The organism is Agarivorans sp. D1326, assembly GCF_056958115.1.
Genome location: NZ_JBTWEN010000003.1, coordinates 196370 through 211905, shown reverse-complemented (window position 1 = coordinate 211905; position 15536 = coordinate 196370). Strand labels below are relative to the sequence as shown.

At 45.7% G+C, this 15536-nt stretch carries 10 protein-coding genes; 6 read left to right on the top strand and 4 right to left on the bottom strand.

Features of this window, described 5'->3' with window-relative positions:
• The first annotated feature begins 495 nt into the window (after positions 1–495).
• Positions 496–1620, top strand: a complete 1125-nt coding sequence (locus ACYFDN_RS07545) for an endo-1,4-beta-xylanase (RefSeq protein ID WP_483510630.1) — start codon at positions 496–498, stop codon at positions 1618–1620.
• Positions 1621–1819: 199 nt separating this feature from the next.
• A complete protein-coding gene (gene icd, locus ACYFDN_RS07540; RefSeq protein ID WP_483510629.1) occupies positions 1820–3079 on the top strand; it encodes an NADP-dependent isocitrate dehydrogenase in 1260 nt (419 codons plus the stop codon).
• A 10-nt stretch (positions 3080–3089) separates the two neighbouring features.
• On the opposite strand, the gene ACYFDN_RS07535 is transcribed toward icd, so the two are convergent.
• Complete coding sequence (locus ACYFDN_RS07535; protein WP_483510628.1) at positions 3090–3599, bottom strand: P-loop NTPase family protein; 510 nt, start codon at positions 3597–3599, stop codon at positions 3090–3092.
• A gap of 661 nt (positions 3600–4260) precedes the next feature.
• Here ACYFDN_RS07535 and ACYFDN_RS07530 point away from each other — a divergent pair.
• From ACYFDN_RS07530 to ACYFDN_RS07520, 3 genes are all read left to right on the top strand, one after another.
• Complete coding sequence (locus tag ACYFDN_RS07530) at positions 4261–6699, top strand: carbohydrate binding domain-containing protein (protein ID WP_483510627.1); 2439 nt, start codon at positions 4261–4263, stop codon at positions 6697–6699.
• Positions 6700–6779: 80 nt separating this feature from the next.
• Entirely contained in the window at positions 6780–7526 is a 747-nt protein-coding gene (locus ACYFDN_RS07525) for a hypothetical protein (RefSeq protein WP_483510626.1), read from the top strand.
• Positions 7527–7558: 32 nt separating this feature from the next.
• Complete coding sequence (locus tag ACYFDN_RS07520; RefSeq protein ID WP_483510625.1) at positions 7559–10333, top strand: carbohydrate binding domain-containing protein; 2775 nt, start codon at positions 7559–7561, stop codon at positions 10331–10333.
• A gap of 48 nt (positions 10334–10381) precedes the next feature.
• Here ACYFDN_RS07520 and ACYFDN_RS07515 read toward each other — a convergent pair whose 3' ends face one another.
• The 3 genes from ACYFDN_RS07515 to ACYFDN_RS07505 all read right to left on the bottom strand — a co-directional run bounded on the left by ACYFDN_RS07515 (position 10382) and on the right by ACYFDN_RS07505 (position 13252).
• Positions 10382–10945, bottom strand: a complete 564-nt coding sequence (locus ACYFDN_RS07515; protein WP_152780162.1) for a hypothetical protein — start codon at positions 10943–10945, stop codon at positions 10382–10384.
• 246 nt (positions 10946–11191) lie between these two features.
• Positions 11192–12052, bottom strand: coding sequence for a hypothetical protein (locus ACYFDN_RS07510; RefSeq protein WP_483510624.1), 861 nt, complete (start codon positions 12050–12052; stop codon positions 11192–11194).
• 252 nt (positions 12053–12304) lie between these two features.
• A complete protein-coding gene (locus ACYFDN_RS07505; RefSeq protein ID WP_483510623.1) occupies positions 12305–13252 on the bottom strand; it encodes a LysR family transcriptional regulator in 948 nt (315 codons plus the stop codon).
• A gap of 278 nt (positions 13253–13530) precedes the next feature.
• On the opposite strand from ACYFDN_RS07505, the gene ACYFDN_RS07500 reads away from it, so the two are divergent.
• Positions 13531–15129: a methyl-accepting chemotaxis protein gene (locus ACYFDN_RS07500; RefSeq protein WP_483510622.1), complete on the top strand. Its 1599-nt coding sequence runs from the start codon at positions 13531–13533 to the stop codon at positions 15127–15129.
• Positions 15130–15536 lie beyond the last annotated feature (407 nt).

Here is a 15536-nt window from a genome sequence, read left to right as displayed (position 1 = left end):
TCTAGGCAAAAAGAATATAACTCCAAATAAGCCGAATTATTGAGAGCAATATCACGCATGAAAACCTTACCAAAGATTCAGATCACAAAAATAGCAGCAATAACTGTAAAAAATATAATCAAGTAAAAATGGCAATATTGAAGATAAAAATCACAAATAAACTTAATTTTAAGAAATAAGTTTCAAAAATCGCACAATAAACAGCATAAAGAAAAATAAACGAAAGATTAATTTGAACAATATTTGCTTGTTGTAAAGCTCAATCAGTGCAAGTAGATAAACTTAAGCCCGCCACTCTACACTACTGATTTTATTAGTAATAAATATCAATGCGCCCTGTTAGAACCTAGATCACAAAAACTATTTACTATAAGACGATTAGTGTTTTTGGTAATCATATGAAAGCGCTTTAATCTGATTTAATAACACAGACTTAAAGCAAATGACTGCTTGCTCCCCTGCGTTGTTAGCGCTAACAGACATCAAGGATTATTTATGCGTGTACTACCATTAGCACTACTTTCTACAGCTATAAGCATTGGCCTAATCGCTTGTGGAGGCTCAAGTTCTGATTCGGGAGAACCTATCGAGGTACCTCAAGTAGAAAGTCTAAAAGCACTAAGCACTACCTACATGGGGGCGGCCGTACCAGCAGGATACGAGGACCAGTTTAGTAACGGTATTGAAACACGCCCAGAATTGCAGGATGTTGTTATTCAACATTTTGATCAGATCACCGCTGAAAACATTATGAAATCGGCATACATACAGCCTCGCCAAGGCGATTTCACCTTTCAGGATGCCGATAACCTAGTTGATTGGGCCCTCGACAACAATATTACAGTGCATGCTCATGCTTTAGTGTGGCACTCACAAATGCCTAGCTGGATGGAGAACTATCAAGGTGACTGGCTCACTATGATGGATACCCACGTAAGCACCGTGGCCGATCACTTTAAAGGCCGTGTAGTAAGTTGGGACGTAGTAAACGAAGCGTTTAACGACAATGACGATAACGGCTATGCCACCTACCGTGATACCGATGCAAATAGCGGCGGCCATGGCAGCCCTTGGTACCAAAATTTAGGGAAAGACTACATTCCTGAAGCCTTTAAAATGGCCCATGCTGCAGATTCTGGTGCAGAGCTTTATTATAACGATTACAACATCGAAGACGACGGAGCCAAGCTAGCCTCGGTACTAAGAATGGCCGATGAGTTACTTGCCGATGACATCCCTATTGATGGAATTGGCTTTCAAATGCACGTTAACTACGATTGGCCAAGTGCTCAAGCTATTGGTACTTCCTTTGCCAAAGTTGTGGCAAAAGGACTGAAAGTGAAAGTGACCGAGCTTGATATAAAAATGAATCCAAACGGTGACCGAAATACTTTTACTGCCGCTATGGCCGAAGAGCAAAAATTACGTTACCAAGAAATCATCAAAGCCTATTACGACAACGTACCTGCTAATTTACGCGGCGGCATTACTGTTTGGGGTGTAAGTGACGCTGATAGCTGGATCCCTCACTTTACCGGCCACAATGATTGGCCACTGTTATTTAACAGCAGCCTTGAGCAGAAACCTGCCATTGAAGGTGTAGCAAGCGAACTAAAATAGAGAGTAAGGCTAAGGGTTGTTTATCTTTCGCGGTTAATATTGTTCGCGAAAGATAAACAGCCCCTAGCTGCCAAACCAGCAGTTAGCCGTTTCTTTTCGCTTAAATCCACACTAGGTCACTTCTTACCACACATAGCGTTGCCCCTCTTTAGCTAGCCAAGTAAAGTAAAACTAAGCACTCGTTACTTTTAGGCTATGCATGCCATATCAACATATTCGTGTACCCGCTGGCGGAGAGAAAATAAGCCTTAACCAGCAGCAAGAATTACAGGTTCCCGACAAACCCATTATCACCTACATAGAAGGTGATGGCGTAGGTGTAGACATCACCCCAGTGATGTTAAAAGTAGTTGATGCAGCCGTGGCCAAAGCCTATGGACAACAACGAAAAATTATGTGGATGGAAGTCTTTAATGGAGAAAAGGCCGCCAACATGTACGATGGCGACTGGTTTCCACAAGAAACATTGGGTGCAATACGTGAACATAAAGTAGCCATTAAAGGGCCACTTACTACACCGATTGGCGGAGGCTTTCGTTCGCTCAATATATCCCTGCGTCAAGAGATGGATCTGTTTGTAAATATTCGTCCGATTCGCTGGTTTCAAGGGGTGCCCTCACCACTTAAAAATCCCGAGCTAACCGACATGGTGGTGTTTAGAGAAAACTCTGAAGACATATATAGCGGCATCGAATGGAAAGCTGGTAGCCCAGGAGCAGAGCGAGTAATCGACTTCCTTCAACAAGAGATGGGCGTAACCAAAATGCGCTTTAGTGAGGAGTGTGGCATAGGGATAAAACATATTTCCGAGCAAGGCTCAAAACGGCTGATCCGCCATGCGATTCAGTACGCATTAGATCACCAACGCGACTCCGTTACTTTGGTGCACAAGGGTAACATCATGAAGTTTACCGAAGGCGCCTTTAAAAATTGGGGCTACCAACTGGCCCAAGAAGAATTTGGTGCAAAAAACCACAGCAACGGCTATTGGTTAGAGATCCCGCGACAAGACGGGCAAGCCCCGCTAGTGATCAAAGACATTATTGCCGATAGTATGTTCCAGCAGGTAACCTTGCACCCAAAGCTTTACGATGTAATAGCTACCATGAATCAAAATGGAGATTTACTGGCCGACGCATTAGCTGCCCATGTGGGAGGAATTGGCATTGCCCCAGGCGCTAATATGAGTAGCGAAGTAGCCTTTTTTGAACCCACACATGGCACCGTTCCACGCTTAGCTGGCCAAGATAAAGTAAACCCCTGCTCTATTATTTTATGCGCGCAAATGATGCTAAAACACATCGGTTGGATAGAAGCTGCCGACCTGATTAGCCAAGGCGTAGACGGTGCCATTGGCGCACGAACCGTCACTTACGACTTTGCCCGGATGATAGAAAATGCGACCGAAGTAAGCTGCTCTGCCTTTGGCGATGAAGTGATCAAACACATGAGCAGCTAAACGGGTACTTTTAGACTTCTTCAACAAAGCGGTTTAACTCTTTTATTGAACGAATCACATAAAGCTTTTTGCCCTTAGCTATAGTTTGCAGCTTCTGCATAAAATCATCATTCCAAAACCTAGGGCAGAGCTTCAAGGTTTTATAGCTTTGCAGCGACCCTTTAATCACCGAGCTACCACTAGGCCAACCAGCTGGTTTAACAAATAAGCCTTTTAGTAGCCTTTTAGTCACCAGCCAGTAACTCACTGCATAAGGCAAATCGATATAAATAAGTGTATCAGCAGCCTCAAGGCGCTCATAAAAAGAAGAAATTGGTCCAAAGCCGTCTATTATCCAGCTGTCTGCATGTAATATCGCGCGATGCTTTTGATCATAAGCTTCGCGCTCTATTTGGCTGCCATCAGGCTTGAATAAGATGGAGTCTAACGCGTGTAACTCTAGATGTGTTACTTGGGTCAAACCTTTGCTTAAGGTTGACTTACCACTGCCTGGTTTTCCAAATATCGCTACTTTTTTCATATGACCTCCTAACAGTAAATACCCCAGAGGCAGAAATAGAAAACCCGCCTCAAGGGCGGGTTTCTAAATTTTAAGCACATCAGCAAACCCACCATTCCTATGGAATGATGATAATTCGTGCTGAAAGTTGGCTAAATAATATACTCATAAACTAATATTTATCGATATCTAGATTAATGTCAACCAAGGGCTCTACTAGCTACCTATTTAGCAACAAGTAAATGTATACACCACTTATCTTAAGCTAACCCACTTTGGTACAAACTAGTCATCGCTTAACCAAGGCTTCTTAGAACCCTGTTAACAAATATCCTTCTTTTATCTTGCGCATCACTCAATATTTCTCTGCCAAATAATCAGTAAAAGCTTAAATATGAGATCTAGCTCAGAAAAATCATAAAAACATGCTTAAGGCTTAAGCGCTAAATAATCACACAAGAACCCTCAACACTACTGGCTAGGTATCGTTTTCAGAATTCATGAAACTAAACTATCTATATAATTATTATGAATTTTCATCAGTTATAATGATATTTGTTAGTTATTTTATAAATATTATATTAATTCAAATAAGCCAAGCTTTTTGACCGTTTGGTAAATAAACACCTAATTAATGGACTAACAAAAAGGTGTTAAGTGTTAACAATCAATAGGGAAATACATGAACAATATAGTGTGTCGCAGCATCATTTTCTGCTGCCTACTCCTCTCCTTTTCTAGCCACTTACAAGCTGCTCGCTACACTGGCGGTGTGGCGATTAACATAGATCAAAACGTCACCTTCAATTTTGGCATTGCCAATCAAGGCAACCGCACCGCTACCGTTTGGTATAGCAATAACATGGCTATCGCCATCGAGGGCGCAACAGCAAGCACTTATGAACGTGCAACCATGGAGAAGATTGTTGCGCTGATGGCAGCATCTAAGGCCTCATTTGAAGAATTCACTGGCCTACGTAATCTGCCTCTAAATGGCTCTTACAGAGGTCTACCCACCATTCAAGTTCCTAGAGACAACAATGGCGCGGGCGGCCTAGCAGCACATGGCGTATTTGGGCTTTCTGTTGGTAGCGGCCTGTTTAACCCTTTTTATGAGCGAGTCAAACAGGGTGATATCAGCATCGACCAAGTGTGGCTCTATGAGATGAACCGTAACTTCTACAAGAGTGGCAGCAACGGTTGGAACGCTTGGATAGACTGGGCCTGCGATGGTAATAACTCTAACTACGGTTATTGGACAGTCGGCTTCAACAATGCCGCTGCATTTTGGATTGTGGATGACTTAGGTGTAGGGCTGCACTACTTCGGTAAAGACTATGCACGCTTTCGCCAAGATCACAAAGACGAGCTAGATAAATACCTAAACAACACTGCCTATAACTTTAACAATGTGTGGGCAACCAGCAAGCTACCTTGGCGCAATGGCACCATCAATACGCTAATGTCTGCGGTATTGCTGGAGTGGTACGACGATCTTGGTGGTAAAGCCTTTGTTCAGCGCTTATATCAACAGATAGAAAACAACCCCAAATTACGCGATCGCTTCGACCATCAAGGTGCTAGGGATAACTGGTACCGCATGGTTAGCCGTGCTAGCCGCAGCGACCAAGCCCAGTATTTTGAAAACACGCTGCGCTGGAGTATCTCTAGCTCGGCCAAAACGCAAATTCAAAATGAGCTCGGTGGTGACAATGGCGGTGGTGGCAATGACAGCGACATCATTATAGAAGCAGAAGATGCCCAACTCTACGGTCTGTTCAAGGTAGGCAATGACAGCACCGCTTCAGCTGGTCAGTATATTCACTCCGAGTACCAAGGAAATTACTACGGCGAAAACGTTGAAGCCAATCGAGCCGAGCTAAGCTTTACCGCATCTCAAGCGGGTTTGTATGCGCTAAAAGGCACTACCTATGCACCGAACAATCAAGCCGACTCGTTCTACATTAAAGTTAACGACAACCCACGTCAGATTTGGGATACCACCAACAGCTCAGTCTACGAAGAGATGGACGTTAACTACCGCAACGAAGCCAACCAAGTTGAGATAGATATCTCAGCGGGCCAACACAAAATTGTGGTCTACGTGCGTGAAGATGGCACCCGTTTAGACCGTCTGCGCTTAGTGCGTATTGGTGACGGCAATGGTGGTCAGGATGATGGTGAGAATGGTGGCTATGACGGCATTCCCCGCCCCATAACCATTGAGGCAGAAAGCGCCACCCTATCGGGATTATTCCGCAAAGGTAGTGACGCAGCGGCAAATGTCGGTGGTTATATTGATTCGATTCTCAACGGCCAATATTTTGAGGGCAATGCTAGCAACCCTAATCGTGCTCAGATGTCCTTTATTGCGACTGGCGCAGGTCGCTACCTGCTAAAAGGTACGGCGTACTCGCCAACACAAAGTGCAGACTCGTTCTGGGTGCAAGTAAATGGCGGGACGATCCACCTCTGGGATACCTTGGCTACAGCAGCGTATGACGAGATGGACGTAAATTCTCGTGATGTTTCCGACACCCTTGAAGTCCAGCTGAACGAAGGTGAAAACACCATCACCGTGTACGTGCGTGAAGATGGTACTCGCTTAGACCAACTGCGCTTATTGCCACTTGATGGCAACGGTGGAGGCGAGGAGCCGCCAGTTCCTGAGCCAGAAGTAAACCTGCTGGTAAATGGTGACTTTGAAAGTGGCAACAGCACCGGCTGGGTTTCTGGCTACTCCGCTACCACCACTACCACCACCAGTGCTTACAGCGGCAATTATGCACTGTTGAGTAAAGACCGTAGCGCTTGGTATCACGGCCCTAAGCAAGACGTCATCGGCAAGCTTAATGTTGGTAGCAGCTACAAACTCAGCGCTATGGTGCGCATGGTTTCTGGCAGCAGCGCCAAGATTGAGTCACGCTTACTGACTCGAGATAACACCGGCCATGTATGGCACAAACTCGGTCAAGTATCGGGCTCTACTGCCTGGCAAGAGCTAAGCGCCGAATTCACCGTTCAAGCGACTGGCAGCCTGACCAATGCCGAGCTGTACTTCTTCGGCCCGGATGCAGGTAACAACTTCATCATTGATGAAGTCTCGCTGACCGAGCAATAAACCTTTGAGGCTGGCCAGCCTAGTGCTGGCCAAGCCCAATCCCCTCACTGCTTTATTTGTATTTAATACAAGAGAACGAAATGAAAAAGACAGCCCCCTTAGGCGCACTTGCTTTGCTAACCGCGAGCCTAGCTGCCATATACGGCCTAAATAGTGATGACCCACAACAAGACTTAGAGCAAGCCTTGGCTCAGCCGACGCCTCAGCAAAAATCAGCCAGTCCTAAAACTAAGCAAACAAAGCCAAGCGAAGGCAGCACTCTACTTGCTCAACAGAGCAAGACTATTACACCTCAGCCGGCCAACGCAGAAAAACAACAGACTGCACTTCAAGCAGCAAGCGATGAGGAAAACGTAGCCGGCGACTTACCGCGCGCAACACATGCTCGCGCTTGGAACGAATTGCCAGAAGTGCCAGCCCAGTTTGAAGAGCTGCTCAAAGACGGCACCGAGCGCCATTTTGTCGAGTATTCAAATTTCAAGGTGCAAGATTTGCGGGTTGGCGATCAACTTGACATCCCAGTCCCACAACTGGACCAAAGCTTCGCCACTGAAGTCGTCAGTGTGGTTCCCCTACAGCACGGCGGAAAGGACATTACCTCTCGTTTTGATACCGGAAACGGCGAGAACTATCGAGTCACGCTTACCTCGGGCCAAGGCGCGCTATACGCCACCATTGACACCCCCTATGAGACCTACTTTGTCCAAGGGCACGGCGGTGAAGCTTGGGTCATATCTAGCCGGGAAATGAGCTCACTGCGTAGCTGGGATCATTCCGATGAGTTACTGCCAGAACCAGTGAAAGCACCCAAACCACCCGTTAATTAATTCACTACAAACCAAATAAGAGAAACCACAACATGTTTCAAGGAACGAACAAAACTAAAGCAAAGCTAGGAATTTGCCTCGCTGGCTTGCTCGGCTCTGCCGTTGCACAAGCTACGCATACTGTTGATGTGATGGTGCTTTATACCCCTGGGGTAAAGGCCGAACAAAATGGTGCTATCGACACTTATATTAGCCACTTAATCAGCACCACAAACACTGCCTATCAAACTAGCAGCATGGACATTGAAGTGCGCTTAGTGCATAGCAGTGAGTACAACAAAGCGGGCGCTACTGCGATGAGTGGCGACGCGTTAAATCAATTTCGCCAAGACCAAAATGTAAAAAACCTACGCACTGAGCATGGTGCCGACATCGTTACCCTACTCACTATGCCCAGCAACAGTACTTGCGGCTTAGGCTATGTAGGCACTGGTTCCAATGGGCGCTTTGATGGCTATTTCAAAGATTGGGCTTACAACTTTGTGGGTGGCAGCTCGGGCTGTGATTCACTTACCTTTGCTCATGAACTTGGCCACAACATGGGACTTGGTCATTCGCGTAAGCAAAACAGCTTAGGAGGTGTATATGACTACGGCACCGGCTACGGGGTTGACCGCTCATTTAGTACCATTATGGGCTATCCTCAAGCCTTCAGCACCTATACTCGAGTTCGTCAGTTTTCTGATGCTTCTGTATCGACCTGCCGCGGTTACCCTTGCGGTGTAGACAAGAACACCGCTAACGGCGCTGAAGCTGTGGACGCGATTAATGCTGTCGCTCCCCAGCTAGCGGCATGGTATCCAACCGTCAATAATGGCGGTGACAACGGTGGCGACAACAGCGGCGGTGATAATGGCGGCGGAGACAACGGCGGTGGTGATAATGGCGGCAACAGTGAGGACGTCATTTTAGAAGCCGAAAGCGCTAGCTTGTTTGGTTTGTTTAGAACCGGCTCAGATACCGCAGCAAGTGCAGGTGGTTACATCGATACCGCTTTTCAAGGCAATTACTACGACGATACCGTTAGCACACATCGCGCCGAGCTGAAGTTTACCCTCGAAAGATCGGGAATCTATCGCCTAAAAGGCACTGCTTATTCTTCTAGCAACCAAAGCGACTCGTTTTGGCTGCAAGTTGATAATGGTACTCGCCACCTGTGGGATACCTTAAACACCCCAAGTTACGACGAGATGGACATAAACTCGCGTAACCTTAGTGACACCATTGAAGTTGACCTGAGCCGCGGCGAGCACTACATCACGGTTTACGCACGAGAAGATGGCACTCGCTTGGACCAAATCCGCTTAGTGCGCACAGGCGATAGCAATAATGGCGATAACGGCGGTGGTGACAATGGTGGCGGAGATAACGGCGGTGGCGAAACCGGCGGCGAACCAAGCACCATTGTGATTGAAGCAGAAGAAGCCCAGCTCTATGGCATCTTCCGCCGAGGTAATGACAGTGTAGCTAGCGCAGGCAACTACATAGATTCGGCCCACAACGGCAGCTACTACGAAGGCAACGCTGCAATAGCAAACCGCGCAGAGTTAAGCTTTTACGCTACCGGCACTGGGCTCTACAGCGTGAAAGCTACCAGCTATGCACCAACCGCAACCGCAGACTCATTCTGGTTTAGCATTAATGACGGTGAGCGCCATCTGTGGGATACCCATAACCAAGCTCAGTACCAAGAGATGGACCTAAACTCTCGCGGCATTTCAGACACCTTCGAGGTAGAGCTCGCTCAAGGCAATAACACCATTACTTTCTACATTCGCGAAGATGGTGCCCGCCTAGATCAAGTTCGCTTTATTCCAGTAGATGATAGCGGTGGCGATAACGGCGGTGATAGCGGCGGCGGTAGTGAACCTCCACAACCAGAAACTAACCTTCTGAAAAATGGTGACTTTGAGAGCGGCCAAACCACTAATTGGAAGTCTGGATACAGTGCCACCACTACTATCACCACCAGCGCTTACAACAGCAACTATGCGCTGCAAAGTAAGAACCGTACCCAGTGGTATCACGGTCCTAAGCAAGACGTGTTCAACGTGGTTCAAGCAGGACAACGCTACCAGCTAACCGCACAAGTGCGCACGGTATCTGGAACTAGCAAGATTGAATCACGCCTGTTGATTCGCGATGATGCTGGTCATACTTGGCATAAGCTAGGTCAAGTGTCTGGTAACAGTAGCTGGCAAGAGCTGACGGCAGATTTTACTGTGCAAGCCACTGGCGCAATTCAAAGTGCTGAGCTGTTCTTCTTCGGACCAGACGCTGGCACAGAGTTCATCATTGATGACGCTAAGCTAAACGACTGGCAAGAAACTGAAACGCCAACTGACCCGAGCGATCCGACAGATCCAACCGACCCTGGTGATGGCGGCGAAACCGGCACCGTTTCAGCTGAGTTACTTGTTGCAGTAAATGAAGCCAGAAGCGTCGGCCGCAACTGCGGTAGCACCTACTACGCGGCAACCACACCTGTGCAATTTCATCAGTCATTGCAACTAGCTGCACAGGAGCATTCCGACAACATGGCAAACAACAACTTCTTCTCACACACTGGCTTGGATGGTTCTGATTCAAACGACCGAGCCCAAAAGCATGGCTACGACAAATACTGGGCTGGAGAGAACATTGGTGCAGGCTATGGCTCTGTAGCTGATGTGATGAACGGCTGGTTAAATAGCTCTGGTCATTGTAGCCACATCATGAACCCGAACCATGTCGATTTTGGAGGTGCTAGCGCAGAAAATAGTAGTAGTAACTACCGTGTCTACTGGACTTTGTTGCTCGGCTACTAAAGTTACATCAATAAAAAACGAGGCTAATGCCTCGTTTTTTATTATCACTTAACCATGGCTCACCATAGCTTGGCTATCGTGGTACTCAGCACGTTTACGCGCTTGAGCAATACAAGCCACATTGTCTACAGGGCGAATCACTTCTATATGTTGCGAATCAAATCCCATTAAACAATGAGCGCGAGCAAACACCGCTTCCATTAACTCTGCTTCAGCTTGATTGGTGGTGCTAAGCGATAGCATCATATCTTGCTTGTTAGCAATTACCGTTGTGGTTAACACATCCAATAAACAGCTTGGGATGGCGCAGCTGTATTCATCTAAAATGGCTTTGCTGCTGCCATGGCTAATATTGATTGTGCTAGGCTTGTCAGCGCTGGCTTGGCACTGCTTTAAGTGGATCTCACAGGCCATCTCTTGGCAGCTCTGGTTTAGTTTACGGTAAGTTCCACCAAATTCTTCTACCAAGACAGACAGCGCTTCAAAAAACTGAGCCGCGTCGGCAGTATTATTGCCTAGCAATTTTTGCTCAATAAATGTCGCAAGGGGAGCGTCAATAAATAGGTTGTCTTTGTGTTGGTAACCTTGACCGCTTTGTTGTGTTGTATTCATGGTCAAATTCCTTCTGGTGGTATTTTGTTATTGTTTTATTGGCTAAGTCATTCGTTTAACTAAGCCTCAACTTCAAGATAGCGCGCCACCAAAATAAAATGAAATTGTAGTTTTCAATACAAACTATAGATTCTGTGAATAGTAGTAAGTTAGTCCCTCCAATTTACACATTGGTGACAGTGCTAACTTAGGAAAAACAAACAACTGAGCCCCTGCTTATTGCGTGCCGTATTGTACCCTAACAATCTAAAGAGCAGGCAATGTCGGCAGCGCCTCCGTTAACTGCTGCTGTGACAAGGTATGCATGGTAAACCACTGCCAATCATTATTAATACGGCTAAACCTGCCAATGCCTACATCACCGTTGGTGGTCCATTGTTGCCACCCCGCTTGTTTATCAAGCCAGTAATCGGAACCGACACTCATAAGGTATTGCGCTTGGTCGCGGTTATCAGGGCCCTCGGGATCATCTAATACCAAACGAGCTGCAACTACCGAAATCACCCCGGCTATACGCGATTCACTAATTGCTTTTCGTCCACTAGATTTAGGCCAAAAATGAAAATTGTAATCCGCTGTTAAGCTTACCGAACTGCCAAGCTCTTCTTTGCGCCTGTCAGCCATTTTGTTTTCATCATCAACAAAGTCTTCACGGTAATAATGACCATCAACATCTGCAGAAGATTGCAGCACGTACCAAAGACTATCTTCGCTATCTAATACATAGCTAGTAAGGTGAGCTATTTGAACTCGAACGTTATCAACTGGCTCACTACCAGCAGCCAAGTAAGCCTGCCCCCAAGTTAAAAAGGCGCTAAATTCACCAGGGTAATTACCATAACCAAGCCGAGGAACATGGGACCAATCATAAGAGCTGGGCACGCCACTTGGTAACATTTGATGCGGTAAACTCATATCGTCACTTAAGCGTTGAGCTAAGGCTGGCTGCAGTGAAACAAGTGCTGGAGACTCCACCTCTAACTGAGTGGAAGTGGTTTGATTTACATGTTGCGAAGAATTGCAGGCTAACAAGCCGCTACTCAACATTACTACGACGAGAGTATTGCTTGGGGTGATAGGTTTAAGCCATTTTACAAAAGTACGCATAGTCTTGTCTCACTGCTTGAGCATTAAATTTAAGCCACGGTTTAAGCAAAGAAACAAGACATAAGCATTTGAATAGAAGGGATAAGCCTGTACTCGCTCCATCACTTGGACTGTTTAATTTGCCACAGCCAACACACCCGTTTTGAGAGCCAGTTCATAAGCTTATTCAAACATACTAATGCCGACTAATGGTTTGAGAACAATCCAACAATATTGCTAAAAAACAGTAGCGATTAGCAATAATCATAAAGACTAGCGATCCAACACCGTAGTTGAAAACTCAGTAAGTGAACGGCGCAACCATTGGTGGGCTTTCGAATGCTGTAACAAAGGGCTCCAAATCATTTTGGTCTCGATAGGTACAATTTGAAAAGGTACCCTTACTATGCGCAGATCGGGGCTGTCTTTGTAAAGCATTGCCTGCCGGCGCGGCAATGTAGCCACCAACTGAGGCTGAGCCACCAACAAACCTGCCAGGGCATAATGGCGCGTATACACCCGAATATTGCGAACTTGTTCTAACTGCGCCAATGCTTCATCTACCCAGCCAAGCTTTTGGCTGGCGGCTTGATTACCAATGCTGGTTTCTGCACCCCAGCCTGCTCGGTTTAACCAAACATGCTCAGCAGCTAAATAACTGGATAAATCTAAGTGTTCTACATAAGGATGGTCTTTATGTACCAAGCAGCAAAAGTTATCGCGCCAAATGCTCGATTGATGAAAGGTTTTTGGCAAGCTAGTGAAGCGATTAATGGCTAAATCTATCTGGCCTTTTTCCATGTCACCTAAACGAATATCACCAGGCGCATAAATATCGAAGTTAATTTTGGGCGCACCACTAAGCACACTTTGAATAAAAGGAGCCAACAAGGTTGCTTCAATGTAGTCGTTACACATTATTCGAAAAGTAACGCTGCTTTGGGCCGGTGAAAAGTCCTTGTCGGGCTGAGTGATCTTCTCGGCCATACTTAATAAGCTTACAATTTCTGGCTTTAACTTGGTGGCTTTTTCGGTAGGGGTCATACCCTCTGCGGTGCGCACCAGTAGAGGATCATCAAATAGTTCTCGAAGGCGTTTAAGTGCATTGCTCATAGTAGGTTGAGTAAGCGCTAGCTTGCTGGCGGCTCGCGAAACATTGCGCTCTTCGAGCAACACATTTAAGTAAACTAATAGGTTTAAATCTACTTTTCTAATATTCACAAAAACTATACTCGGCTAAAAAACCATTGGTTAGTTCAATTTATGCAGCTCGCTGCCCACAGTAAAGCTTCACAGCTTAAAAGCGTGATAACACCTCCAAGACAGTAACACCCACCTCTAATATTGATTTTGTAAATATAATCACTGGCTACACTTTTGCTTATAAAACCCGCAAACAAAGCAAACTTTTATCACGCCACAGCTAAAGCATTTCTAAAGTGAAGTCGATAACAAACTTAGATTAGTTGGCACACCACCTGTAAGGTAAAGGAAGGTAGATGAGAAATAATCAACCCATCACTAAACAAGAGCAGAAGTTCACTTCTAAAGAAGACCTAGTTTCCATCACCGATTTACAAGGTAAAATTAAATACGTAAACGACGCGTTTGTTGCAATAAGCGGCTTCAGCCGTGAAGAACTAATTGGTCAAGATCACAACATTGTGCGTCACCCAGATATGCCGCCCGCTGCCTTTGAAAGCCTTTGGGGCACCGTTAAATCGGGCAATCCATGGCGAGGATTTGTTAAAAACCGCTGTAAGAATGGTGATCACTATTGGGTAGATGCTTTTGTCTCTCCCATCGTAAAACAAGGCCAAACCGTGGGTTATCAGTCGGTGCGCTCAGAGCCCACAGCTGCGCAAGTAAGCGATGCCGAAAAGCTCTACGCTAAAATGCGCAATGACTCGAGTATAAAAATTCCCAAAGCACCGCTGTTCGAACGTACTTCTATTAGCACTATTAACAGCATATTTAGCCTAGTTTTACTGTGTTTTTCCTTGGCCATTGTCTTCATGGCAGACAGCAGCCTACTCAGTGGCATAGCAATTGGCGCAGCAATATTGCAGGCTAGTTATTGGTTTTATAGTCATCAGCATGTTTATAAAAGAATTCAGTTGATTCAACAGCATAACCGAGATTTAGCCGCTGGAGATTTTACTCGCCCCATTGCGGTTGATGGCAACTTAGAAATGCTACAAGCCTTAGCTTCGATAAAAATTGTTCAAGCTCGCTACAAAGCTATGTTTATGCAAGTATCTGAATCGGTAAAAACCATGATAAACACCGCGGACAGTTTGTCTGCAACCAGTAATGACGTGCTGGAAAGCATGCGTACTCAAAGCAGCCACACCACGCAAATAGCAACCGGTATGAATCAAATGTCGGTAACCGTAGACGGGGTAAGAGAGAACGTACAACATACTGCCGAAACCACCCAGTTTTTGAGTAAAACCGTTGACGAAGGTGACCAAGTAGTAGCGGATGCCTTAGTCACCATGCAGCAATTTACCAGTGAAATGGCCAGTACTACCGAGAAGATTAAAAACCTTGCTCAAGAAAGCCAGCAAATTAGTTCGATTACCGACACCATTAGCAGTATTGCCGAGCAAACCAATTTGCTAGCACTAAATGCGGCCATTGAGGCAGCGCGAGCCGGGGAACAAGGCCGTGGATTTGCGGTAGTAGCAGATGAAGTACGTAATCTAGCCGCTCGCTCTCAAGAAGCCACCAAAGAAATTCAAACCATGTTAGAGCACCTTTCTTCAGGCATTAGCAGCTCTGCCAGCACTATCGACCACAATAACAACTCTGCAAACCAAGCCTTAGAGAAAGTAAGCCTATCTCGCGAGAAATTTGTTCAAATCACCGAGGGGGTTGAGCAAATAAACCAAATGAGTACACAAATCGCCACTGCAGCGAGCCAACAAAGTGTGGTTGCAAATGAAATGGCAAGCAGTATCGAAAGCATTAGCGCACAGGCCTCTAGTACCGAGTTAGAGGGAGAGAAGTTGCAAAATAACGCTACGCAGATAAATCAAAACTCTCTAAATCTACAAATACAAATTGATGAATTAGAGCTAGCACAAAAGGGCTAGCTCTCCATCTATAATAGCAATAAGAAGGAACTTAGGCTGCTTACTAGGTTCCTTTTTAAGGTCTCTTCAGCATCTAAAATTAGGCTATTAGCTATGAACTATAAGCTTTTATTAAATGTGATAATAATTTGGGATTTTGCAGACAAATAAACCGTGCGTTTCGGCTAAGCTAGCGGCACTTTTTAGCGCTAGAAATAGCATAAAACCTTTAAAACGTAAGCTAGCTCTATGTTTCGCAAACATAATTCACTTGTGAACTAGTAGATCCTAGAGATCCTTAGCTATGCTTTTATTGCAAGCAACTAACTCTTCTGATTTTGCTGCAATACTAAGCAAAAGCGTAAGCTGTTAACGCTCACCCAAAGCAATGATACCGATCAATCGAGCTAGTGCACTCAACGAGGTTT